The sequence below is a fragment of the Povalibacter sp. genome, from assembly GCF_036520495.1.
GTDB lineage: Bacteria > Pseudomonadota > Gammaproteobacteria > Steroidobacterales > Steroidobacteraceae > Steroidobacter.
The window spans coordinates 14,737-39,915 of record NZ_DATDJO010000005.1 but is presented as its reverse complement, the minus strand read 5'-3'; the positions used below and the strand labels follow the sequence as shown (position 1 = coordinate 39,915).

Genomic DNA, 25,179 nt, shown 5'->3' with positions numbered 1-25,179 from the left:
CCGGCAGCCGCGCCGAACTGACGAGGGGAAACTCTGAATGGCTCTATCCAGAAAGGCTCGCCGCCGCGCGCAAGCCTGGGCGATGTCGACGGTCAGTATCACGGCGCTTGCAGCCGTTGCCGTCACCACACAAGCACAGGACTCGGGTTCGTCGACGCTCGGCGAGGTGGTGGTGACCGGTTCGCGCATCACGCGCGACGGTTATGAAGCGCCAACTCCCGTCTCGGTGCTCGGCGCAGATGAACTCAATGCATTGAACACGGTGAACGTCGCCGACGCAGTGAACGTCCTGCCGGCGTTCTCAGGCTCGGAGACCCCGCGTTCGAATAATGGCAATCTCTCGACCGGCGCCACGGGCGTGAGCCAGCTCAATCTGCGCAGCATGGGCACGAACCGCACGCTGGTCCTCCTCGATGGTCGTCGCTACATCAACGCGGCCCTCACTTCGGGCAACAGCGCCCCGGACATCAACTCCTTCCCGAACGCGCTGATCGAGCGCGTCGACGTCGTGACCGGCGGCGCTTCGGCGGCTTACGGCTCAGACGCTCTGTCGGGCGTGGTCAACTTTGTGCTCGACAAGGACTTCACCGGCCTCAAGGGCGAAGTCCAGAGCGGCATGACCAAGTACAGCGACGACAAGAGCATCAGCGGTCAGCTGAGCTACGGCACGCCATTCGCGGACGGCCGCGGACATCTGATTGTGTCGGGCGAGTACACGCGCAGCGATGGCATCGAAGGCACCAACGATCGTCCATGGGCCCGACTGCCTGCCGCCGTGATTCTCAATCCGGCGTACGCCGTGGGTAATGGTCAGCCGCGGTACGTCGTGCGTCGTGATCTCGGTCTTTCCGCCGGTACGCCGGGCGGCATCATTACCAGCGGGGCGCTTCGAGGAACCTATTTCGATCAGGGTGGGGAGATCCGTACGGGCTACGACTTCGGCACCAACGTCGGCAACAACTTCCAGCAGGGTGGCGATTGGCGGTACTCCCGCATCGAAGACGGCATCGATATCGCGGGCAGCGTCAAGCGCAGTGTCGGGTACCTTCGTACGAGTTACGAGCTGACCGACAACGTCTCCGCCTATGTCGACGCGCAATACTCGGCAACGGGTACGACCAATTTTGCCAGTTCCAACCGCCGGCTCGGCAACAACACCGTCAGGATCGACAATGCCTTCCTGCCACAGGCGGTACGTGAGGAACTGCAGGCGGCCGGCGAAACGACGTTCAGAATGGGCAGCACGAATGCCGACATGGGACGGTTCTACGGCGATTACAGTCGTTCCCTGTACCGGGTCGCCGGCGGCCTCGACGGCAGTTTCGGCGCGCTTGGCACGGACTGGGCATGGGACGCCTACGTCCAGCACAGCGAAACCGATCTCGAGCCGCGGACGTACAACAACGGCATCACGCCGAACTATCTGAACGCGATCGATTCCGTCATGGTCAACAACACGCCGACCTGCCGCGTGAACGCTGACGCCGATCCGTCCAATGACGACGCAGCCTGCGTGCCTTACAACCTGTTCGGTATCGGTGTGAACGACCAGGCAGCGCTCGACTATGTCGTGGGCGTTTCCTACCGTCATGAAGTGCTGAAACAGAGTGTCGCTGCCTTCAACGTGAGCGGTGAGCCGTTCAGTTCGTGGGCCGGTCCGGTATCGCTGGCGGCAGGCGCCGAACATCGCATCGAGAAGGTGTCGGGCTGGGCCAGCGAACGTGACGAGCGCACGGAGTTCTTCGCCGGCAACTACAAAGCGAGCCAGGGCGAATTTCACGTCACCGAAGGCTATCTCGAAACCGTGGTGCCGCTGGCCCGCGATCTGAAAGTGGCGCAGGAGCTCGACCTGAACGCCGCGGTGCGAGCGACCGACTACTCGACCTCCGGTTACGTCACGACCTGGAAGGGCGGGTTGACGTGGCGGCCGCTGGACGATCTGCGCTTCCGCTTCACGCGCTCACGCGACATTCGTGCGCCCAACCTGGGCGAGTTATTCACCGCCGGCCAGACCGGTTCGGGCGTCGTGTTTCAGGATCCATTCCGCGCCACCAACGGCGTTCCTGATTTCATTCCAAACGGTTTCTCTCTCACCCAGGGCAATCCGGATCTCAAACCCGAAGAAGCGGACACCACCGGGTTCGGTGTAGTGATGGCGCCGCGTTTCCTGCCTGGCTTTCAGATGGCGATCGACTACTACAACATCGAGGTCGAAGGGTCGGTGCAGGCGCCAGGAACGCAGAAGGTGATCGACCTGTGCTTCCAGGGAAATGCGGTCCTCTGCAATGCCCTTATCCGTGACCCGGTGGCTGCGGGAGATCCGTTCACCGTGGGCAAGCTCTTCATGGTGGTCACGCAGCCGCAAAATCTGATCGGGCAAAGAGCCAGCGGCATCGATATCGAAGCGAGCTACCGCTTCCCGCTGGCCGGCGTGGTCGATTCATGGGGCGGGGACATGACGATCCGCGCCATGGCCAGCCGCGTGTTGACGCTCGACACCACGGACACCGATGGCACGACCTACGATGGCGCTGGTGTGGTCGGCAGTTGGGGTGGCATCTCGCCCTTCAGTGGTCTGGATGCGCCGAAGCTGCGCGGCTTCCTCTCGGTCGGGTACAGAGGCGATGCGATCACGCTGACCGCGATGGTCCATTACACCGGTCCGGGTGTGTACGCCAATGGCTTCATCGAGTGCACCACGGATTGCCCCGTGTCGACGCAAGCCGCTCCGACCATCGAGGACAACGATATCGCCGGCATGACGACGATCGATCTGTCGGGCGCCTACAAGTTCGCCAGCTTCGAGCTGTTTGGGACGATCGAAAACCTCACGAACCACCAGCCGCCGATGATTGGCGGTGGACTCACTGGGGCCTACTGGCGGGGTCAGAGCAATGAAGGCTACGACCGCATCGGTCGTCAGTTTCGCATTGGTGCGCGATTCAAGTTCTGAACGAACCGGATCGTGATGTTCCGAAGAGCGAAGTCGGGTCTGCCTACTTCGCCCTTCCACAACGACAAGCGATGGGTCTCAACGTGGCGCCACTGACATTCACACTCCCGCTCAGTCCCTGGTGTGCGACTGCTGCATGCGCCAGCCGCGCGGTGGTGCAGTCGCGCTGAACTCAGGAGAGGTACTCGGATGGCTTTATCCAGCAAGGCTCGCCGTCGGGCGAATGCATGTGCGCGGTCGGTGGCGGGTTTCACGGCGCTCGCCAGCGTTGCTGTTACGGGCGCTCAGGCGCAGGCAACCGATGCTTCGACGCTCGGTGAAGTCGTCGTGACCGGTTCGCGAATCACGCGGGATGGCTACGAAGCGCCGACGCCGGTCTCGGTACTGGGCGCAGACGAACTCAACGCATTGAACGTGGTGAATATCGCTGACGCAGTGAATGTACTGCCGGCGTTCTCGGGCTCGGCGACCCCGCGTTCACAGAACCAGCTTCTCTCGAGCGGCGCGACGGGCGTAAGCCAGCTCAACCTGCGCAGCATGGGTACGAACCGCACCTTGGTCCTGCTGGACGGCCATCGCTACATCAACGCGGCGGCCACCTACGCCAACAGCGCACCGGACATCAACTCCTTCCCCAACGCGCTGATCTCGCGCGTTGACGTCGTGACTGGCGGCGCCTCGGCGGCTTATGGTTCGGACGCCCTGTCCGGCGTCGTCAACTTCGTGCTCGACCGTGACTTCACCGGCCTCAAGGGCTCGGTCCAGAGCGGCATGACCAAATACGAAGACGACAAAAGCATCAGCGGTCAGCTGAGCTACGGCACTCCGTTTGCGGACGGCCGCGGTCATCTTCTTCTGTCGGGCGAGCACACGCGCAGCGACGGCATCGAGGGTACTGAAGGACGACCATGGGCCCGATTGCCCGCGGCCGTCGTCACCAATCCTGCGTACGGGACGGGCGCTGGTCAGAGTACGAGTGTGCCGCGTTACATGGTTCGTCGCGAACTCGGTCTTGCTGCCGGTACGCCGGGCGGCATCATCACGAGCGGGGCGCTCGCAGGAACGTATTTCGGGCCGAACGGCACTGTGCTGTCTGGCTACGACTTCGGCACCAACGTGGGTAACAACTTTCAAGAGGGCGGCGATTGGCAGTACTCACGCATCGAAGACGGCGTCGACATTGCCGGCATGGTCGAACGCAGCATCGGGTACATCCGCACCAGCTATGACCTGACCGACAACGTCACGGCGTATGTCGACGCGCAGTATTCGGCGACCCGTACCACGAATACCGCCAGTCCAAACCGCCGCCTGGGCAACAACACCCTCAGGATCGACAACGCGTTCCTTCCCGAATCGGTGCGTGAGGCACTGCAGGCAGCCGGCGAGACGACATTCCGGATGGGCAGCACGCACGCCGACATGGGACGCTTCTATGGGAACTATCGCCGTTCCCTGTACCGTGTATCTGGCGGGCTGGATGGTAATTTCGATGCCCTCGGCACGGCATGGAAATGGGACAGCTATGTCCAGCATAGTGAAGTAGACCTTCAGCCGCGGACCTCGAACAACGCGATCCGTCCGAACTACCTGAAAGCAATCGACTCCGTTGTGGTCAACGGCGCTCCGGTCTGTCGCGTGAACGCGGACGCAGACGCGTCCAATGACGACGCAGCCTGCGTGCCGTACAACCTGTTCGGTATCGGTGTGAACGACCAGCGGGCGCTCGATTACGTGACGGGCGTCTCCTACCGTCATGAAACGCTGCAGCAGAGCGTCGCGGCACTCAACGTAGGCGGTGAGCCATTCAGTTCATGGGCAGGTCCAGTGTCGCTGGCGGCGGGAGCCGAACACCGCATCGAAAAATTATCGGGATCGTCCACCGCGCACGACGAGGCCACCGATTTTTTCGCTGGCAACTACAAGGCCAGTCAAGGCAGGTTCAGCGTCACCGAAGGCTATGTCGAAACCGTCGTACCGCTGGCCCGCGACCTCAAAGGGGCTCAAGAGATCGATCTGAACGCCGCTGTGCGTGCGACTGACTACTCGACCTCGGGCTACGTCACAACATGGAAAGGCGGTTTGACGTGGCGGCCAATCGACGATCTGCGCTTTCGTTTCACACGCTCACGCGACATTCGCGCGCCCAACCTTGCCGAGTTGTTCACGGCGGGCCAGGCGGCCTCTGGCTCCGTGTTTCAGGATCCATTCCGCGCCACCAACGGTGTGCCTGAGCTGCGAAACGCCTTCGCCATCAACAAGGGCAATCCGGATCTTGCGCCTGAAGAAGCCGACACCACCGGCTTTGGCGTCGTGATGGCGCCACGGTTCCTGCCAGGCTTTCAGGCAGCGATCGACTACTACAGCATCGATGTCAGCGGTGCGGTGCAATCGCCGGGCGGGCAGGAAGTGCTGGACCTCTGCTACCAAGGCAACGCCGTCCTCTGCAACTCGATCACCCGTGACCCGTTAGCCGCAGGCGATCCGTTTGCACTCGGTCAGATCTTCACGGTGATCACGCAGCCACAAAACCTCATCGGACAAACGACCAGCGGCATCGATGTCGAGGCCAGCTACCGTTTCCCGCTGGCCGGTATCGTTGGCCCCCGGGGTGGCGACGTGACCATCCGCGCCATGGCCAGCCGTGTGTTGACGCTCGAGACCACGGATACCGATGGTACGACCTACGATGGCGTTGGCGTCGTCGGCGGTTGGGGCGGTATTTCGCCCTTCGCTGGCCTGACTTCGCCGAAGCTCCGCGGCTTTTTCTCGGTCATGTACAAGGGCGATGCCATCACGCTGACTGCGATGGCCCGCTACACCGGTCCTGGCGTGTACGCCAATGGATTTATCGAGTGCACCGCGGATTGTCCCGTGTCGACGACGGCGGCTCCGACCATCGAGAACAATCAGATCGCCTCCAGCACAACGATCGATCTGTCAGGCTCATACGAGTTCGGCAGCCCGAGTGTCGAGGTGTTCGGGACAATCGAAAACCTGATGGACAAGCAGCCGCCGATGATCGGCGGCAGTCTCACCTCGGCCCACTATGGCGGTCAGGGGAACGCGGACTACGACCGGATCGGCCGTCAGTTTCGCATCGGTGCGCGATTCAAGTTCTGAACGAACAGACGTTGCAATGTGCAACGAGCGAAGCCGGAGACGAAGGTCCTGGCTTGGTACCATCGACGTTTGAGCCCACATTCAGCTCGAGTAGTTATCAGGAGTGCAAACAGGTATGCGTTATTTCGTTGTGACAGGCGTTGCGCTTGCGTTATTGGCGACGGCCACGCTGACTCCGCACTCGGCGTACGCCGCCGACCCGGGATCCGCGGGTGTCGTCGAGTTCGAGATGATGACCTGGCCCGAGGTCAAGGACGCGCTCGCGGCAGGAAAGACCACGGCCCTCATCTATACCGGCGGTGTCGAACAAAGGGGGCCTCAGAATATCAACGGCGGCCATAACATCATGGGTCGCGCGATCGTCAAGGAAATTGCACTGCGTCTGGGCAATGCAATCGCAATGCCTGTCCTGCCTTTGACTCCAAACAACGCCAGCGCGGATCTTCCCGGGACCATTGGCTTGACGAGTGATCTGTTGGAGAAAGTCCTGCAGCGAATGGTCGAGCAGTCGATCACCACAGGATTCAGGAACGTTGTGGTGATGGGAGACCATGGTGGTGGTCAGGGCGCTGGAGACTCGAATGTCTACCGCAAGGTGGCAACCGAGATGGATGCCCGGTACAGCGCTTCGGGCGTGCATGTCTTCTACTGTGATCAGGTGTATGCGCCAGCGAACGCTGCCACGGAAGACAAGCTGGCCGCACAGGGCTATCCCAGAGCCATGCACGGTGGCATACACGACACCTCGATCATGATGTACCTGGATCACGATGGCACGTATGTGCGCAAGTCGTTGCTGCCGACGGCGGTGGGTATTCCGGTCGGCGCTGATGGTAAACCGCAGCCTGCCGCGGACTCGCCGAAGAACGGTATCGTTGGCGATGCCCGGCGTGCGAGTGCTGCGATTGGCAAACAAGCCTTCGAAACGAAAGTCGACTTTGCCGTCAAACAGATTCAGGCATTCATTCCGACAAAGAAATGACTTCATCCGGTGCTGCATTTGCTACAGCCGACCAGGTGACGACTTCGCTCTTGTGGCCGCAGGTACCGCCCCTGAATCAGCAGCAATGAGCAAAAGATCCTGATGTAACCATTCACCGGCGTTCACAACCCGAAGTCGCGATGGCGGCGGTGAGGGGCCATCGACGGTGAATGCTCAACGACCCATTGGAAGAAATCCCATGAAAAAGAATTACAGCTCTTACGGCATCTCTCTGGCCGCGCTCTGCATCGCTGTCGCCGCGCCGGCCGCGGCGCAGGAAAAGGGCGGCCTGGACCTGACCGGCCCGTATGACGTGGTGGCCGGCTGGTTCAAACCGGGCATCGAGGGCTGGAATCAGCGCGTCGTTTCCGTGAATGCCGAAGACCCGAACCGCGTCTTCATCGGCGCCGTCGACCGGAACGACACCCGCGAAGGTCATCCGCTGCTCAGCGCCGATGGCAAGGTGATGAAGGAGAAGACCAGGGTTGTCCGCGACAACAACTTCTTCGACAAGGGCGACGTCAACAACATCATGGTTCTCAATGCCAACGGTGAGGTCATCGAGAACTGGTCGCAGTGGAACAGCGAAATTTCGATCGCGCACCACATCATCATCGATCCGTACGATCCCGCGCGCGCAGTGTGGGTGGTCGACCGTTTCAATCACCGCATCCTGAAGTTCAGCAACGACGGCAAGCAGTTGTTGCTCAAAATCGGTGAGAAAGGCGTTCCGGGGAATGACGAAAGCCACTTCCACGATCCCGCCAGCCTTGCCTTCCTGCCGGACGGCTCGTTCTACGTCGCCGACGGCTACACCAACTCGCGCGTCGTGAAGTTCGACAGGAACGGCAAGTATCTGATGTCGTGGGGTTCAAAGGGCTCGGGCCCAGGGCAGTTCAGTCTCGTCCACTCCGTGGCTGTCGACGCCGACCGCGTCTATGTGGCCGATCGCAACAACGATCGTATCCAGATCTTCGACCACAACGGCAAGTTCCTTGACCAGTGGCTGGGCACCGCGCGCGTGACCCGTGTCATCACGACGGACGATAAGCGTGTGTGTGTGTCAGCGACGAAGTATGGCCGCTATGCCTGCTATGACCTCAACGGCAAGCTGGTGTCCCAGTGGGGCACGCTGGGTGACGAGCCGGGTGTCAGCGACAACGCGCACCAGATCGACGTCGATAACGAAGGCAACTTCTATGTCGCCGACGCCAACAACAACCGCGTACAGAAGTTCGTGCCGAAGAAGAACGCAAGCAAGGCACAGCTCATCGGCAGGGAATTCGTGCTGAAGAAGTAAACGCGGCGGCGATTTCAAGACAACCGGCGGAGGCGACCAGCCTCCGTCTCTCCCGGGCGATTTCTGAGCCTGTCGCTGTGTTTCGCGCGCTGCACCGTTCATCGAGGCTGTCGAAATCGAACGGATCCACGATTTCATGAACGCAGGTCGAAACCGCTTCAGGCAGTGGCATCGACCGTGAGACCCAACTCCACGATCATTGCTTCGCGCATCGCGAACTTCTGAACCTTGCCGGTGACCGTCGTCGGAAAGGTCTCCACGAACTTCACATACCGTGGAATCTTGTAGTGCGCGATCTGTCCGCGGCAGAAGTCGCGGATTGCGTCGGCACTGACCTCCTGATCCGCCCGGGTGATGATCCATACGCACAGTTCTTCGCCGAACTTCGAATCGGCAACGCCAATCACCTGCACATCGAGGATCGCGGGGTGGCCGTACAGGAACTCCTCGATCTCGCGCGGATAGACGTTCTCGCCGCCCCGGATGATCATGTCCTTGCTCCTGCCGACGATGTTGCAGTAGCCGTCGTCGTCGAGAGTGGCGAGATCGCCTGTGTGCATCCAGCCATCGTCGTCGAGTGCCTCGCCGGTCCGTACGGGAGCGTCCCAGTAACCGCGCATCACGGAATAGCCGCGTGTGCAGGGAATCGAGCCTGAACCGGGAGAATTCAGGATGACCCAGCTACTCGATCGCTCTGAGAATGTAATGAACGATCACCGCAATCATGGCCATCACACCGCCCCACATGACGAACGGCCCCCAGTCGCGGTCGCGGTTCGTGAAGCCGATCATCAGGCATAGCAGGCCGACGAAGGTGATGACGATGCTGGTGCGGGAGAGGGCATCCACGGGAGCTGCGCTGCTTCAGTGTGTCGATACATGAAGCCAGGGTGCGGGCGGCCTCATGGACTGCGCTCGTTCCAGCCGCCGCCCAGAACCTGGTACAGCACGACGCGGTTGTTCTCCTCCGCAAGACGCGTCGAGATCAGACCCTGCAGAGCGGAGTAGAGCGTGCGTTGCGCGTCGAGTTGCACGAGGTAGCTGTCACGGCCCGCTTCATAACGGGCGCGCGAGAGCCGCTCGGCGCTGGTCGCCGCGTCCACGAGTGCTTCCTGCGCATGCCGCTGTGCTGACAGGGTCGCCGTGAGCGCGAGTGCATCCGCGACTTCCCGGAAGCCCCCCTGGATCGCACGCTCGTACTGCGCGAGCGCGATGTCGCGTTCCGCGTGTGCGCCGTCGAGGTTCGCGCGCAGGCGGCCGCCCTGAAAGATGGGCAGGTTGATCGACGGGGTGAAGTTCCAGGTATCCGAGTCGCCCTTGAACAGATCGGAGAGATCGGTGCTCGCAGTGCCGATGGCGCCGGTGAGGCTGATGGAAGGGAAGAACGATGCGCGCGCGGCGCCGATGTTGGCGTTGGCGGCGCGCAGCACGTGCTCGGCCTGCCGCACATCGGGTCGGCGCAGCAGCACTTCCGAGGGCAACCCCGCAGGCAGTGCCGACGAGGCCGTGACTGAGTCGTCGAAGGTTTCCGGCAGGAGCGTCGCGTCCACCGGCGCGCCGATCAGCAGATTCAGGGCATTGGTGTCCTGCGCGACCGTGCCGGAGAAAAATGCCACGTCGGAGCGTGCCGCCTCGACCTCGACGCGGGCCTGATGGACATCGAGGCCCGAGACGGCGCCGAACTGGTGACGTCTGTCGGTCAGTGCGTAGGAGTCTTCATATGTTTTCAACGTCGCCAGGGACACGCGCAGCAACTCCTGGTCGGCGGCGAGGGTCAGGTACGCGTTGGCGACCGTAGCGATCAGACTCAGCTGCGCACTGCGACGCACTTCCTCCTGCGCGAGATACCGCTGCAGCGCCGCCTCGCTGAGATTGCGGACGCGGCCGAACAGATCGAGCTCGAATCCGGCGATACCGAGATCGACGCTGTAGAGCTCGGTCACCAGGCCTGCGCCAGCGCCCGGCCCGGCGGGATTGAGTCTGGCGCTGCCGCCCGATCGCTGCAGCGTGCCCGTTGCATTGACCCAGGGAACACGGCTGGCGCGCTGGATGCGGTACTGCGCGCGTACGCTTTCGACATTGAGCACGGCCACGCGCAGATCACGGTTGTTCTCGAGCGCACGCGCGATCAATTCCTCGAGGCGCTGGTCGACGAAAAAATCCCGCCAGCCGATGTCCGCCGCGGCACCCTCGGCCGGTGCAGTGCTCGAAGCCGGTACGACTGGCGCGAGCGTCGTCGGCGGCAGCGGCCACTCGACGGGAATGGCGGGTTCGGCCTCAGGCAGCTTCGGCTCGAGGATGCCGCAACCGGAGATGCAGCTCAGGGCGCACGCCAGCGATGTGGTGAGCAGTGGCCGTGGCGCTCTTGTTGGCAACCAGTCGGCGCGGGGCGCCTGGCTCTGGGCGCTGGCCAGAGGATGCCCTTCCTTCCGGTCCTGCCAGCCGGCCAGCGCCCAGAGCGCAGCAGCCTTGATCATCGATCTGCGCTCCCGCTGCCCGTTGGTTCCGTCGCCGGCTCGACGCGGACGGGTTGACCGGCGGGTTGCTGCTGCTTGGGGGTGAAGACGCGTTCCACCACGACGAAGAACAACGGGATGAAGAACAGGCCGAGGAACGATCCCACGACCATGCCGCCCAGCACGCCGGTGCCGATGGCACGCTGTGCGCCGGCGCCCGCACCGGTCGCTATCGCCAGCGGCAGCACGCCCAGTCCGAAGGCGAGCGACGTCATCAGGATCGGTCGCAGTCGCATTCGTACCGCGGTCATCGTCGCGTCGATCAGGTCCATGCCCGACTCGAAGTTGGATTTGGCGAATTCGACGATCAGGATCGCGTTCTTGCTCGACAGGCCGACCGTCGTGAGCATCGCCACCTGAAAATACACATCGCGCTCCATGCCGCGGATCAGGTTGGCGAGCACGGCACCGAGAATGCCGAGCGGCACGACCAGCAGCACGGCGGAGGGCACGGTCCAGCTTTCATACAGAGCGGCGAGGCACAGGAACACGATCAGCAGCGACAGCGTGTACAGGAGCGGGGTTTGCGCGCCGGCTGCACGCTCCTGATAGGACGTGCCGGTCCACTCGATGCCGATGCCCTGCGGCAACGTACTCACCAGTTTCTCGATCTCGCGCATGGCAACGCCCGAGCTCACACCGGCCGCGCCTTCGCCGTTGATCTGCACTGCCGGTACACCGTTGTAGCGTTCCAGTCGCGGCGAGCCGTAGTCCCAGGTGGCGTTGCCGAAGGCGCTGAACATGACCATCTCGCCCTGTTCGTTGCGCACTGACCAGCGCAGGAAGTCCTCCGGCTTCATGCGGAACTCCGCATCGGCCTGCATGTACACGCGCTTGACCCGGCCGCGATCGATGAAGTCATCGATGTACTGGCTGCCCCACGCCGGCCCGAGCACGGCGTTGATGCTCGCCGTCGTCAGGCCCAGTGCGTAGGCTCTCTCATCGTCGATGTCGATGCGCAGCTGCGGCGTGTCCTCCTGCCCATTGGGCCGCACATTGGTCAGCAGCGGATTGGTTGCCGCGGCGCCCAGCAGCTGGTTGCGGGCGTTCATCAGCGCCTGGTGGCCGAGTGCGGCGTTGTCCTTCAGATAGAAGACGAAGCCCGCGGAGACGCCCAGCTCCGTCACCGCTGGCGGCGAGAACGCGAAGATCAACGCGTCCCGGATCTGGCTGAAGCTCGCCATGGCCCGTTGCACGATAGCATCGACGCCAAGCGTCGCCGACGTACGCTCGCTCCAGTCCTTCAGAGTGACGAACGCCAGGGCATTGTTCTGACCGGAACCGCCGAAGCTGAAGCCCTGCACGGCGAACAGGTAGTTGACTGCATCTTTCTCGTCCTCGAGGAAATGCTTCTCCACCTGCCTGACCACGTCGAGCGTGCGTTCCTGCGTTGCGCCGACCGGTGTCAGGATCTGCGTGAACAGCACGCCCTGGTCTTCTTCCGGCAGGAACGCCGACGGCAGGCGGATGAACAGCAGGATCATGAGCGCGCTCATCGCGACGAAGATCGCCATGTAGCGTTTCGGGCGCGTGAGAATGCCTTGCACCGCGCCCTGGTACTTGCGGCTGCCGCGATCGAAGGAACGATTGAACCAGCCAAAAAACCCCTTCCGCGGCACCTGATGATCCTTGTCGATCGGCTTGAGGAGCGTGGCGCACAGGGCAGGGGTCAGGATGATCGCGACGATCACCGACAGCGTCATCGCCGCCACGATCGTGGCGGAGAACTGCCGGTAGATGACACCCGTTGCTCCGCCCAGGAAGGCCATCGGTACGAACACCGCCGAGAGCACCAGTGCAATGCCGATCAGCGCGCCGGTGATCTGGTCCATCGACTTGCGAGTCGCCTCCACTGGCGACAGTCCTTCCTCGCTCATGACGCGCTCGACGTTCTCGACCACGACGATCGCATCGTCGACCAGCAGGCCAATCGCCAGCACCATCGCGAACATCGTCAGCATGTTGATCGAGAAGCCCAATGCGGCGAGCACTGCGAAGGTACCGAGCAGCACCACGGGCACGGCGATGGTCGGGATCAGCGTCGCGCGGAAATTCTGCAGGAACAGGTACATCACCAGGAACACCAGCACGATCGCTTCGATGAGCGTGTGGATCACGCCGGTGATCGACACTTTCACGAAAGGAGTGGTGTCGAATGGCACGACGGATTTGAGGCCCTTGGGAAACACGGAGCTGAGTTCCTCGATCAGCGCTTTCACTCCCGCGGCAGTCGACAGCGCGTTGCCGCCGGTCGCCATGGATATCGCGATACCTGCCGACGGTTGGCCGTTGAAGGTGCTGACGACGCTGTAGTTTTCGGAACCGAGTTCGACGCGGGCGACATCGCCGAGCTTCAGCACCGAGCCGTCCGTATGGCTGCGCACGACGATGTCGCGGAACTGCTGCGGCGTGCTCAGGCGACCGCGCGTATTGATCACGGCGTTGAGGTCCTGGCCCTTGACCGCCGGCGCGCCGCCGAGCTGGCCGAGGGCGACCTGCTGATTCTGACCCTGGATGGCAGTGACGAGATCGACGGTCGTCAGGCCATAGGTGTCGAGCTTGTTCGGATCGAGCCAGATCCGCATCGCGTACTGGGAGCCAAACAATTGCGTGGAGCCGACACCCGCGACGCGGGACAGCGGGTCGATGATGTTGGCGGCGATATAGTCGGCGATGTCGACCCGGCTCATGCTGCCGTCCTCGGACACGAAGCTGACCACCATCAGAAAGCCTTCGCCCGTCTTGGTTACGCTGATGCCCTGCTGCTGCACTGCCCCCGGCAGTAGCGGTGTCGCCAGCTGCAGCTTGTTCTGCACCTGAACCTGGGCGATGTCCGCGTTCGTGCCGTTGGCGAACGTCAGGGTGATCGACGAGCGACCGTTGGACTCGCTGGTCGCCGACATATAAAGGAGTCCATCCAGGCCCTTCATGTTCTGCTCGATGATCTGCGTCACCGAGTCCTCGACCACCTGCGCCGAGGCGCCGGGATACGTCGAGCTGACCGACACCGTCGGCGGCGCGATGGTGGGATAGCGGGAGATCGGCAATTGCGTGATCGCCAGCGCGCCGGCCAGCATGATGATGATCGCAATGACCCAGGCGAAGATCGGCCGGTCGATGAAGAAGCGCGCCATGGTCGCTGCGGCTTCAGTTCGCAGCCGACGCAGAAGTTGCGGGTTGGGCGGTCGTGCGCCGCTGTATCTCGTCGGCCTGCACCACGACACCCGGCCGGATCTTCTGCAAACCTTCGACGATCACCCGGTCGCCTTCCTTCAGGCCGCTTTCGACCAGCCACTGGTCGCCGACGGTCTGGCTGACGACCACCGGGCGCTGCTCGACCTTGTCGTCGGCACCGACGACCATCGCGCTGGTATGGCCTGCAGGGTCGCGGGCGACACCCCGTTGCGGCACGAGCAGCGAGTGCTCGCGAACACCGCCGATGAGAGTGGCGAGCACGTACATCCCGGGCAGCAGCAGGTGATCGGGATTCGGAGCCTGGACTCGCAGCGCGAAGCTGCCCGTCGTCGGATCGACGCTGACTTCGGAGAAGGCGAGCTTGCCATCGTGTTTGTAACGCACGCCCGTCTCCAGAATGATAGCCACCGGTGCGTCCGATGCTCGCTGCGTCGTCCCCGAGGCCCATTCCTGACGCAACTGCAACAGTTCGCTGCTCGTGGCATTCACATCGATATAGATCGGATCGAGCTGCTGCACGGTGGCCAGCGATTGGGCCTGATTGGCGGTGACGAGCGCGCCTGCGGTGACCGACGATTTGCCGATGCGGCCGCTGATGGGTGAAGTGATGCGGGCATATCCCAGCGTCACGCCGCTGCTCTCCACGGCGGCCCTCGCGCCTGAGATGTCGGCTTCCGCCTGACGAAGCGCAGCCGTTGCATCTTCGAAGTCCTGTGTGCTGATCGCATCGATCTTGACGAGCTCCGCGGCGCGCTTGTAGCTGAGCCGCGCAGTCACGAGGGTCGCTTCGACGCGCGCCAGCGACGCCTTCGCGCTCTCGTAGGCCGCGCGGTAGGTGGCATCCTCGAGCTGATAGAGCGGCTGCCCGGCCTTGACGAGGCTGCCTTCCGTGAACAATCGACTCCTCACGATGCCGCTTACCTGCGGTCGGACTTCGGCGACCAGGAATGCTGACGTGCGTCCCGGCAGTTCGCGACTCAGGGAGACGCTCTGCGCTTTCAAGGTGATGACACTGACGGGGATGGCAGCACTCGCAGGCGGTGGTGCATCGCCTGCGCCGCAGGCCGTCAGCAGCAGCGCCAGGAGACTGGTAGCACCATGAACGGTTCGAGCAGGCATCGAGACCTCGGCGCTGGACAGTAATAGGAGCCGAGCCGCGTGTTTGGTCGAGAAATCACGGCATCATCGATTTTGCCAAGGGGATGATACGGGCTCACTTCGGGGCGTCATACGCGATTTCCCGTACCGCAGGCGCGGCAGGTTCGCTGGGGCTGCGTCTGACTGACTTCATTCAGCCCGATGGCACTGACTGAAAAGCATCGCAGCAACCGTCCGAATCCCGGAAATGAATCTCCACGCGGAACACAGGGAGCACAGGGCAGGCAAGAGTGCATTTTTCAGCATTCTCTTTCCCCGTGCTCCCCGTGCTCCCCGTGTCCCCCGTGGAGATCTGCATCTCTGAAAAGCCACTCAGGCTGTGAGCGAGGGATCGCGCAATCCTGTTCCTACGTCAACAACACATCCAGAAACAGCATCAAGGCCACGCCGATCAACAGGGAGAACGTCGCGAGAGTCTTGTATTCGCCCTTGTGGGTTTCCGGAATGATTTCGTCGCTGATGATGAACAGCATCGCACCGGCGGCAATGCCGAGAATGACCGGAATCGCAGGTTCGGCCAGCCACACTACGGCCGCGCCGATCGCGCCGCCGATCGGCTCCACGAGGCCGGTCAGGCTTGCGACTGCAAACGCGGCAGGTTTCGAATAGCCGATCGCAAGCAACGACACGGCAACAGCGAGCCCTTCGGGAATGTTCTGGATGCCGATACCCAGACCGAGCGAGATGCCGTTCGCCACGTCTTCGCCTGCGAAGCCGACGCCGACTGCCATGCCTTCCGGAAAGTTGTGCAGCGTGATCGCGATGACGAACAGCCATAGTCGACTGACGTGGCTGTTCGCAGGTCCCTCGCGTCCCTGCTCGAAATGCTCGTGCGGTGAGGACCGATGAATACCGAACAGCATGGCTGCACCGAGAAACATCCCGACAAGCACGATGGTCACGCCGCTGCCGCTGTGTACAGCATGCGCCTCGGCGTGATCTATCGCAGGTTCGAGCAGCGAAAAAAATGTCGCGGCCAGCATGACGCCTGCGGCGCCACTGATCATCCCGACGAGCGTCCGCTGCGATGGCCGCCGTATGAGGAAGATCGCCAATGCGCCCAGGCTCGTGCCCAGTCCCGCGAGCAGACTCGCAAACGCGCCATACCAGAAGACCTGAGGATCGCCTGGAAGCAGCGATGCGAGCTGATACAGAGTGTCTTGCACTGGGGAATGCAATTCAGGTCTCGGCGGTGAATGGTGCCGACTGTCGTTGGTCGGGAGGGCGTTGGCAAGGAGGGAATGAGCGATGGCGGCCGACGCGGGTCGGCCCGCCATGTCACGGTGTTGCCGAGCGCCAGTCGCTGCCCGTCGACGACACCGCGAACGCCGATCCCGGACGCAGAATCGAAATCTGCACGTTCGAAAGTGCGAGGCCTTGCTGGCGCGCCGCTGTCACGATGGCAGCCGCCAGCGGGTGCTCACTGCCCTGATCGAGGCTTGCGGCGAGGCCCAGTACTTCGCTTTCTTCGAGACCCGCGACGGCGACGGCCGTAGCGAATGCCGGTTTGCCTTCAGTCAGCGTCCACCAGAATCGTCGCTGAAAATCCTTCAGGCTTGAATGGTTCTTCGCCGCCGGGCAGTTCCCTGTGAATCTGAGGCAGATCGGCCATCGGATACTCCGCATGTCGTTCGTCTGAAGGGTACTGCGATGATAACCCCGCGGATGTAGCGAACTGGTGCGGGCCGCTTCCAAACCAGCTGCTGGCGGTGTGTCCGTTAGCGCTTGAGCGATGCACCGATCCCCGACCATCTGGTCAGTACCTTACGGACTCGTGCCATGCGTCACGCTTATGCTTCGGGCGCTGCTTCGATGGCCGTCGTCGCGAACAGTCTGTGGTTGATTCCGCTCATGCTCGTGGCGAGCGGCAACATCCTCGCGCAGCCTGCGAGCCGTCAACAGGTCGTCCAACGCCTCGAAGCCGGTTCAAAGGATTTTTCCAACCTCGAAGCTCCTGGCGCCGATCTATCGGGCCTCGACTTCACTGGTGCCAGTCTCTTCGGCGCCAACCTGAAAGGTGCGAACCTCTCTGCAGCGCGCCTGGTGCGGTGCAATCTCAACTCAGCGATTCTGCGCGACGCCGTGCTCGTCGATGCCGATCTGCGCGAAGCGCAGGTGTTCTCCACGGTGATGGCGAACGCCGATCTGAGCAGGGCGGACCTGCGAGGTGCGCGTCTCATGGGCAACTTCGAGAGGGCCATCCTGCAAGGCGCGAAACTGGACAGCGTGAAGGGTGGGTCCGACATGCGTAATCAGCCCATGGGGCTGATCAGGCTGGTGCTCGTCGGCGCGAAGCTCAAAGGCGCAAGTCTTCGCGGCGCGGACCTCTCGAGGGCCGACTTGAGTCACGCAGATTTTCGCGATGCGGATCTCACCGATGTGAATCTCACGCGCGCGAAACTCGACGGCGCGGATTTCTCCGGCGCGACGCTCACTCATGCAGTGCTTGCGGAGGCTGAGATCAACAACACGACCTTCGCCGGCGCCATCGCCATGGACAGCGTGCACGGTCTCGACAGCGCGAAGGGACGAGAGTCGGCGATCTTCGACCGCTGATTTCAGCCCCGGCCGCCGAGATGGCCAACCGTCCCAGGGGCTCTGCTCGACACCTGGCTTTTTTTTAACGATTTCCGTGAGTCACCTTGCGTCCCCGTCCCTCTAGGGGGTGGAGGGGACCACTATGCGATCTCAGTGGGGAGCGACACCGGCGTTGATTGGGCCCAGCCGCCAACGTCGAGGCGGGCAGCGATGAGACTCGTAGCGGACTCAGCGCTGTACCGCCGCGTACGTGTCTGGCTGTGCGTCATGCTCGTGCTGGTCTTGATGGTTCCGGCGGTGCTGCGCATGATCGAGCGGGCGGAAGCGACCGCAAAGGCGGGCGTCGATGCCGGCCAGCTCGCGCAAAGCCGGTCAATCACTGCGCCCGGACGCATTCAACCCCGCGATGGCATCGTGACTATCGCAGCACCGGCTGCCGCATTCGGTATCGCCATCGTCGGCGAACTGCGCGTACGTGAAGGTGAACGGGTCGAGCGCGATCAGGTGCTGGCTATCCTTCAAGGGCGCGATGTGATCGAGGCGGATGTTGCGGCGAGCGAACGGCGCGTCGATGTGGCACACGCGAAACTGATCGCATTGCAGTCGGGCGGCAAGCGCGAGGATATCCAGGCGCTGCAAGCCGAGCTGCAAAGCGAGGAGGCGAGCCTGGCGCAGCTGGCAGCCGACACGCGCCGTGCCGGCCAGCTGCATTCAGAGCACGTCTTGTCGGTTGCGGCGCTCGAGGCGCAGCAGGTGCGCTGGTCCGTTGCCGCCCGCGTACTGGAAGCGAAACGGGCGCGGCTCAAGGGATTGTCGAGTGTCCGACCTGCCGACGTCGCGGTGGCGGAAGCGGAGTTATCCGCCGCGAAGGCCGACGTCGACGCGGCCCGCGCGAAGCTCGCGAACCAATATGTGCGCGCACCCAGCACCGGACGAATCCTGCGCATTCACGCGTATCCGGGCCAGGCCATCGCAGCAGAGGGTCTGCTCTCATTTGGCCAGACCGACGAGATGTTCGTCGATGCCGAAGTCATGGAGCAGGACATCGCGCGGGCTCGCATCGGTCAGACTGCCCGTGTCACCGGTGACTCGCTCGAGATTCCTGTCACGGGCACGGTCGAGCGCATTGGATTCCTGGTCGGCGCTCGCGAAGTCTTCGAGATCGACCCGACTGCCTTCGCCGACTCGCGCATCGTGCATGTCCTGATCCGTGTGAGCGGTCCGGCTGCCATCGAACGCTTCATCAATGCGCGCGTGACGGTCGAGATCGGGACCGACGAGCATGAGTCATGAGTGCCTGCGTGCCGCTGGCGTTCCTGCAGCTCAAGCATCATCCGCGGCGGTTGCTTATCGCTGTGGCCGGTATCGCAATGTCAGCGCTCGGCATCCTGTGTCAGATGGGATTCGAGGATTCGTTGTTTCGCAGCGCCACGCGCCTGTTCCAGGAACTCGACGCGGATCTGGTGCTGATCAGTCCGCAGTATCAATTCATGGTTCTGCCGGCCGCTTTCACCGAGCGTCGCCTGTATCAATCGCTGTCGGTCGCGGGCGTTAAGTCGATCGCTTCGCTACGGATCGGGGTTGCGCCCTTCAGGAATCCCGTCACGCACGTCGATCGCAACGTGTACATCGTCGGCGTGCCGAAGAATGCGCGCGTGTTCGCGACCCCCGACTGGCAACGTGGCATCGGCGCCCTCGAGCAGCCGGATGAGGTGTTGTTCGATGCGCGTTCACGACCGGAGTTCGGACCGGTCGCAGCGCTGTTTCGCGAGGGCGGGTTGCGCAGCGAAATTGCCCGTCGTTCGGTTCGCATCGTCGGCTTGTTCGAGATGGGCGCCTCGTTTAGCGCCGATGGCACGGCCATCACGACCGAGGAGGGCTTTGCGCGATTGTTTCCGTCGCGCGCCTCGGGGCTCATCGATATCGGGCTCATTCACCTCGAGCCGGGCGCAAGAGCAGAAGCCGTGCTCGAAGATCTGCGGGCGGTGTTGCCAGACGACGTTCTGGTGATGACGCATGATGAGCTGAACCGGCGCGAGCAAGCCTACTGGCGCGGCACGACGCCGGCAGGTTTTATTTTCAAGACGGTTCTGATTGTCAGCCTCATCGTCGGATGCGTGAGCGTCTATCAGATCCTGTCCTCCGATGTCGCCGAGAACCTGCGTCAGTACTCGACGCTCAAGGCGATCGGCTATGCCGACGGCTATTTCGTGCGACTGACTTTTGAAAAAGCCTGGTTACTGACCTCGATGGCCTATCCCATCGGCTTTCTGCTGGCCGGGATCGTGTACCTGAGTGCGACCTATCTGACGCTCGTGCCGCTTGTCATGACGACTATGCGCGTGCTCGGCGTGTACGCGCTGCTCCTCGCGGCTGCATTCATCGCCGGCTTCGTCGCGATGAACCGCCTGCGCCGATCGGATCCGACGGAGCTGTTCTGATGAGCGCGGTCATCTCGGCTCGGGGCCTTACGTATGCGTATTCACCGGCAACGACGGGCACGGTGCTGAGCGCGCTCGATCTGGAGCTGGCGCCGGGTGAGATCGTGGTCGTGACCGGCGCGTCGGGTGCAGGCAAGACGACTTTGCTCACGCTGTGCGGCGCGCTTCGATCCGTTCAGCAGGGCGACCTGCGCGTGCTCGGACGGGATCTGCGGCAACTCGGGGGCGATGCACAGCGGGAGCTTCGCAGCTCCATCGGCTTCGTCTTCCAGTCGCACCACCTGATCGATGCATTGAGCGCCGGCCAGAATGTCGTCATGTCGCTGATGGATCGAGTGTCCGTTGCCGAGGCGATGGCGCGAGCAGAAACAGCATTGACCGCGCTCGGCCTGGCGGCCCGAATCGATGCCTTGCCCAGTGCGCTCTCCGGTGGCGAAAAGCAGCGCGTCGCCGTGGCGCGCGCCCTGGTCCGTGAGCCGCACCTGCTGCTGGCGGACGAGCCAACGGCCTCGCTCGACGATGACTCCGCGGACATCGTGAAGGACGCGATCTCGCTGGCCGCGAAGCGCCGCTCCTGTGCCGCACTTGTCGTGACCCACGACGCCCGCCTGCTCGACATCGCTGATCGCGTGCTGCGATTGGTCAATGGCGGGCTCGTCGATCTGCGTCCGCGCAGCGGACGATCGAATCTGAAGTGGATGAGTTCGATCGCCGGGGTCGAGGCGCCGTAATGCTGCCCATGAATGAAGTGCCGCCTACGCAAACGTCCGCGCTCGCGTCGAGCCGGGGCATTGTCGATTCGCTGCGTCACATGTTTCGCGTGATTGCGGCAAGCCGCGTCAACTATTGGCTGGCTTACGCCACGGACTTCGCGTGTGCCGCCGCCTTCGGTTACCTGGGAATGCGCGCGGGCGGCGCGTGGTATGTGGCGTTCGCGGGGCTGTCGAGCGGCGCCTTCGCGTTCAGCTTCGTCGAGTACGTGCTGCACCGCTGGGCGTTTCATTCGGGCTCGCTGCTGTCTGGCGAATTGCATGCATCGCATCACCATCACCCAAGGCAGCCATCCGCGCTGCCCTTCTGGTCGAGCGCCGTGTCGGCGCCCGCGTTCTTCTGGCTGCTGACGCAGTTCATGAGCGCGCACGTCGCGCACTTTGCTCTCTGCGGATTCTTTGCGGCCTACCTGAGCTACGGGGTGCTGCATCACCTGCAGCACAGCATCCGGATCAAGGACATCCCGTTTCGGTGGTTGCGCAGGAAGTGGGCAGCGCATGCCGTTCATCATGGGCGCGCCGATGTGAACTTCGGAGTGATGACATCGTTGTGGGACCGGGTCTTCGGTACGTATCGCGCCGTTGCGCAACGCTGATCCTCACTTTTCGCTTTGCTGGAGCGCCGCCGCCTTCTCGGGCTTACCCCAGGCCATATAAAGTTTGACGAGCGCGTCAGTGGCTGCTTGAGTCTCTGCATGAGCGGTGCCGAGTTGGCTGGCGCGTACCTCGTACGAGCGGGTGAGCAGCGGCGCCGCTTCGCTGTACTGGGATCGCTCGAGCAGCAGGGTACCCAGCTCGAAACGGGTCTTGGCAAGCGAGAGGTGATCTTTGCCGAGCTTCGCGACACGAATGGCCAATGCCTGTCGCAGCAATTCTTCGGCGCGCTCGGGCCGCGCGCGCAGGCGCATCAACTGGGCGTAGTTTGCCAGCGTGGCGGAGTAGTCGGGATGATCGGCGCCGTAAGCTTTCGCATATCGCGGCAACACCGCTTCGAATCGCGCTTCGGCGCGATCCAGGCGACCCGCATGCATTTCATGCGCCGCAAGATTGGCCATCGTTCGCACCGTGATCGCCGCATCGTCGCCGGCTTTGGCCCGGCGCGCCGCGAGTACGAGCTCGAGCAGTGGAATCGACTCATCGAAGCGTGAGAGTCGTGCGAGCGCATTCGCGACGTTCTCGCGCACCGATGAAGTTTCAGGATTGTCCGCTCCGACCACGCGCTCGTACACGCTCAGTGCTTTCTGGTAGTACGCAAGCGCTTCCTCCCTGCGCTGCAGCTGCCAGTTCGTTGCGCCGATATTGTTCGCCGCCTGTGCAGTGCGCAGATCGCCATCGCCGAAGCGCTTCGCATAGATGTCGAAGGCGCGCTGTCCGTATTGCAGCGCGCCTTCAAGGTCGCCCTTGCCGTTGGTCAGGATAGCCGAGAGCGTGAGCGATACCTCCGCGACTTCATCACTCTGCGTGCCGAAGATCTGCTCGCGCCAAGCAAGCGCTTCCAGCGCGGTGCGCTCGGCTTCGTGGTACTCGCCTTGCAGGGACAGAATGAGCGCCAGCTGATTGAGGCTGGTGGCTACTTCGGGGCTGTGCTCGCCGAAGAGCGTGCGCCGCGTAGCGAGCGCCTCGTGCGCCGACGCTGCCGCCCCGGCATAGTCGCTGCGATGCTGCAGGACCAGCGCCAGATCAGACAGGCTCGTGGCGACATCTGGATGCATCGGTCCGAGGTGAGTGCGCCGCGTAGCGAGCGCCGCGCGAATCAATCGCTCGCTGGCATCGAGCTGGCCCAGGTTTGCGTAGGTCCGGCCGATCGTGTCCTTTACCGCCGCGGCCACGAGTGGCCGATCCTTGAACTCGGTATCGGCCTGGTTTGCGGCGTTGGCGAGGACGTCCCGGATCGAGATGTCCTTGCCGGTCTGCCACGGATCGGCGGAGCCGAGCGTCTTCTGCAGGAACGCATTGATCGAAGTCGCCTTCGCCGCTTCTGTGGTGGCGCGGTCACGTTCTTTCACGATGCGCTGTCCCTGTACCAGCGTCACGACCACGAACGCGACGACCAGGCAGCCCAGCACCGCAGCGAATGCCGTACCGATCCGATGCCGGCGCACGAATTTGCCGGCCCGATAGGCGTTTGTCGGCGGGCCGGCCAGGACAGGCTCGTGGTCGAGATAGCGCTGAGTATCGCGCGCGAGGTCGGCCGGCGAGGTGTAGCGTCGCGAGCGATCCTTTTCCAGCGCCTTCATGACGATCCAGTCGAGGTCACCCCGCAATTGACGCCGCAGCGAGCCTGCATCCATGCCGCGGGCCTTCGCAATGAGCGAACCGCGATCGCCGAGCTTGCTGAGCCGCGCACTGGGACGCGTGGGCTCCGCGCCGCGAATGCTGTTGCGCAGCTCGACGATGGCGCCGGGTTCGTTGCCGGTGGCGTCGAACGGGATGACGCCGATCAACAGCTCGTAGAGCAGCACACCCAGCGAATAGACATCGCTGCGGGTATCGACGTCCATGCCGCTCAGGCTCATCTGTTCGGGACTGGCATACGCCGGCGTGCCGAGCACAGTGCCAATCTCGGTCAACGTGCGGTCATCGGGCGCGGGCGCAATGAGCTTGGCGAGACCGAAGTCGATGACCTTCGGCAGGGCACGCCCGTCGTGCATGGTCACGAGCACATTGGAAGGTTTGATGTCACGGTGAATGACGCCTTTCTGATGCGCGTGCTGGACGGCGTTGCACACCTGCTGGAACAACGCCAGGCGTTCGCGAACGCCGAGACCGGCCTGATCGGAATAGGCCGTGATCCGCGATCCGGTCACGTACTCCATGACGAAGTACGGACGTCCTGCGTCGGTGATGCCGGCGTCGAAGATCTGCGCGATGCCAGGGTGCTGCATCAACGCGAGCATCTGCCGCTCGGCCGCGAAGCGCGTGATGATCTGGCGCGTATCCATGCCGGGCTTCAGCAGCTTCAAGGCGACGGTTCGTCGCAACGGGGTGTGTTGCTCGGCTTCCCACACCTCGCCCATGCCGCCCTCGCCGAGTCGGCGCACGAAACGATACGCGCCGATCTGCTGGCCCGGCGCAGTCAGGGCCGCGTGAGAATCGAGGGGCCCGAATCCGGACGACGCAGCTGTCGATCCGGGAACCGATGAGCGCGACGCCGCGAGATGCCCGACGGTCGCGAGGCACGTTTCGCATACCGAGACGTGTGATTGCACGGGCAGGGCACTGGCCGCATCCAATTCGCCGAACGCGAATGCCGCGATCACGTCCGCGGGCGGACAGAGAGGGGTGGCGCCGGTCATTGTTCTTTGATCCCGCTCCGGTATGCGAGCCGCATGATAGCCTACGGCTCATGCTGCCCGCTCCGATCTCTGCGGAACGCGCCTATGAAATCGGGCGCGACACTTATCCCCGAATCGACCTGTCGCGCGACACTTTCATTATGTTCGCTCACGCGCGTGCCGAGACGTGGAAGGGTAATCCCGACCGCGCCGCGGACATGTTTCTTGCGTGTGCTTGCGTCGAGCGAATTCCGGCCGCCGTTGCTGAATTCCTCGCAGCGTTCGGCGAGCGCATTCCGCAGTATCTCGGCAAGCTGGCGCGCAATGCCGATCTCGTCGCGGAGGTTCGGCAGATCCTCGTGACGCGATGTGTGATCGGCGATGCGAACAAAGCGCCAGCCCTGATGGCCTACAGCGCGACGGGCTCGCTCGAAGGGTGGCTGCGCGCCACCGCGGTCCGGGAAGCGCTCTCCATGCATCGTGAGGGTGATCGTCATGCCAGTGACGCCGATGCGGCCCTGGAGGCACAGATTTCCTGGGTCGATCATGAAATCTCGCTGTTCAAACAGATCTATCGCGAGCCGGTGAGCCACGCGTTTGCCACCGCGTGCGCTGCGCTCGATGCCGAGGATCGGGCGCTGTTGCGGCTGCACTATGTCGATGGCGTGACGACGGCGAAGCTGGCGACGATGTTCGGGATCTCGCGAGCCACGTTGATCCGGCGCCTTGCGGCGAGTCGGGCGTTGCTCGTGGAACGCGTCAAGGCCGCCCTTAAGGTTGCCTCCGGCGTCGCGGATCAGGATGTCGACAGCGTTCTGCGACTCGTGAGAAGCCAGATCGATCTGCGACTGTCTGTCGTCCTCAAGAATGTCGACGAGTCGGCCGCGTCATAGACTGAGGATCAAATAACCGCCGAAAGCCTGAGTCA

Annotated in this window: 16 protein-coding genes and 2 pseudogenes; 10 read left to right on the top strand and 8 right to left on the bottom strand. The window is 63.0% G+C overall.

Annotated elements, in window-relative coordinates; translation table 11 throughout:
- The first annotated feature begins 37 nt into the window (after positions 1–37).
- The 4 genes from VIZ63_RS02025 to VIZ63_RS02010 all read left to right on the top strand — a co-directional run bounded on the left by VIZ63_RS02025 (position 38) and on the right by VIZ63_RS02010 (position 8,358).
- Entirely contained in the window at positions 38–2,953 is a 2,916-nt protein-coding gene (locus VIZ63_RS02025; protein WP_331607814.1) for a TonB-dependent receptor plug domain-containing protein, read from the top strand.
- 189 nt (positions 2,954–3,142) lie between these two features.
- Positions 3,143–6,076, top strand: a complete 2,934-nt coding sequence (locus VIZ63_RS02020) for a TonB-dependent receptor plug domain-containing protein (RefSeq protein WP_331607813.1) — start codon at positions 3,143–3,145, stop codon at positions 6,074–6,076.
- Positions 6,077–6,191: 115 nt separating this feature from the next.
- Positions 6,192–7,058 (top strand): creatininase family protein, encoded by an 867-nt coding sequence (locus VIZ63_RS02015; RefSeq protein ID WP_331607812.1) that lies wholly within the window; start codon positions 6,192–6,194, stop codon positions 7,056–7,058.
- 199 nt (positions 7,059–7,257) lie between these two features.
- Positions 7,258–8,358: a peptidyl-alpha-hydroxyglycine alpha-amidating lyase family protein gene (locus tag VIZ63_RS02010; protein WP_331607811.1), complete on the top strand. Its 1,101-nt coding sequence runs from the start codon at positions 7,258–7,260 to the stop codon at positions 8,356–8,358.
- 158 nt (positions 8,359–8,516) lie between these two features.
- Here VIZ63_RS02010 and VIZ63_RS02005 read toward each other — a convergent pair.
- The 7 genes and pseudogenes from VIZ63_RS02005 to VIZ63_RS01975 form a co-directional block, all read right to left on the bottom strand.
- A pseudogene (locus tag VIZ63_RS02005) lies at positions 8,517–8,999 on the bottom strand (AMP-binding enzyme); the annotation flags it as partial.
- A 40-nt stretch (positions 9,000–9,039) separates the two neighbouring features.
- Entirely contained in the window at positions 9,040–9,207 is a 168-nt protein-coding gene (locus tag VIZ63_RS02000) for a hypothetical protein (RefSeq protein ID WP_331607809.1), read from the bottom strand.
- A 53-nt stretch (positions 9,208–9,260) separates the two neighbouring features.
- Positions 9,261–10,835, bottom strand: a complete 1,575-nt coding sequence (locus tag VIZ63_RS01995) for an efflux transporter outer membrane subunit (protein WP_331607808.1) — start codon at positions 10,833–10,835, stop codon at positions 9,261–9,263.
- Positions 10,832–14,008: an efflux RND transporter permease subunit gene (locus VIZ63_RS01990; protein WP_331607807.1), complete on the bottom strand. Its 3,177-nt coding sequence runs from the start codon at positions 14,006–14,008 to the stop codon at positions 10,832–10,834. Before VIZ63_RS01990 ends, VIZ63_RS01995 begins: the two co-directional genes overlap by 4 nt.
- Before the next feature lie 13 nt (positions 14,009–14,021).
- The gene (locus VIZ63_RS01985; protein WP_331607806.1) at positions 14,022–15,188 is read right to left on the bottom strand and encodes an efflux RND transporter periplasmic adaptor subunit; all 1,167 of its coding nucleotides are present in this window, start codon (positions 15,186–15,188) and stop codon (positions 14,022–14,024) included.
- A gap of 386 nt (positions 15,189–15,574) precedes the next feature.
- Positions 15,575–16,393, bottom strand: a complete 819-nt coding sequence (locus VIZ63_RS01980) for a ZIP family metal transporter (RefSeq protein WP_331607805.1) — start codon at positions 16,391–16,393, stop codon at positions 15,575–15,577.
- Positions 16,394–16,509: 116 nt separating this feature from the next.
- Positions 16,510–16,751: pseudogene (locus tag VIZ63_RS01975) on the bottom strand (copper-transporting ATPase); the annotation flags it as partial.
- A 255-nt stretch (positions 16,752–17,006) separates the two neighbouring features.
- Between VIZ63_RS01975 and VIZ63_RS01970 the strand changes: the two are divergent.
- The 5 genes from VIZ63_RS01970 (at position 17,007) to VIZ63_RS01950 (ending at position 21,572) form a co-directional block, all read left to right on the top strand.
- Positions 17,007–17,783, top strand: coding sequence for a pentapeptide repeat-containing protein (locus tag VIZ63_RS01970; protein ID WP_331607804.1), 777 nt, complete (start codon positions 17,007–17,009; stop codon positions 17,781–17,783).
- Positions 17,784–17,975: 192 nt separating this feature from the next.
- A complete protein-coding gene (locus VIZ63_RS01965; RefSeq protein ID WP_331607803.1) occupies positions 17,976–19,058 on the top strand; it encodes an HlyD family efflux transporter periplasmic adaptor subunit in 1,083 nt (360 codons plus the stop codon).
- Positions 19,055–20,206 (top strand): ABC transporter permease DevC, encoded by a 1,152-nt coding sequence (gene devC, locus VIZ63_RS01960; RefSeq protein WP_331607802.1) that lies wholly within the window; start codon positions 19,055–19,057, stop codon positions 20,204–20,206. The genes VIZ63_RS01965 and devC overlap by 4 nt, the downstream gene beginning before the upstream one ends.
- Positions 20,206–20,937 (top strand): ABC transporter ATP-binding protein, encoded by a 732-nt coding sequence (locus tag VIZ63_RS01955; protein WP_331607801.1) that lies wholly within the window; start codon positions 20,206–20,208, stop codon positions 20,935–20,937. The genes devC and VIZ63_RS01955 overlap by 1 nt, the downstream gene beginning before the upstream one ends.
- Positions 20,937–21,572, top strand: coding sequence for a sterol desaturase family protein (locus VIZ63_RS01950; protein ID WP_331607800.1), 636 nt, complete (start codon positions 20,937–20,939; stop codon positions 21,570–21,572). Before VIZ63_RS01955 ends, VIZ63_RS01950 begins: the two co-directional genes overlap by 1 nt.
- Before the next feature lie 3 nt (positions 21,573–21,575).
- On the opposite strand, the gene VIZ63_RS01945 is transcribed toward VIZ63_RS01950, so the two are convergent.
- Positions 21,576–24,272, bottom strand: coding sequence for a tetratricopeptide repeat protein (locus tag VIZ63_RS01945; RefSeq protein ID WP_331607799.1), 2,697 nt, complete (start codon positions 24,270–24,272; stop codon positions 21,576–21,578).
- A 50-nt stretch (positions 24,273–24,322) separates the two neighbouring features.
- On the opposite strand from VIZ63_RS01945, the gene VIZ63_RS01940 reads away from it, so the two are divergent.
- Positions 24,323–25,144 (top strand): hypothetical protein, encoded by an 822-nt coding sequence (locus VIZ63_RS01940; RefSeq protein ID WP_331607798.1) that lies wholly within the window; start codon positions 24,323–24,325, stop codon positions 25,142–25,144.
- Positions 25,145–25,179: the final 35 nt, after the last annotated feature.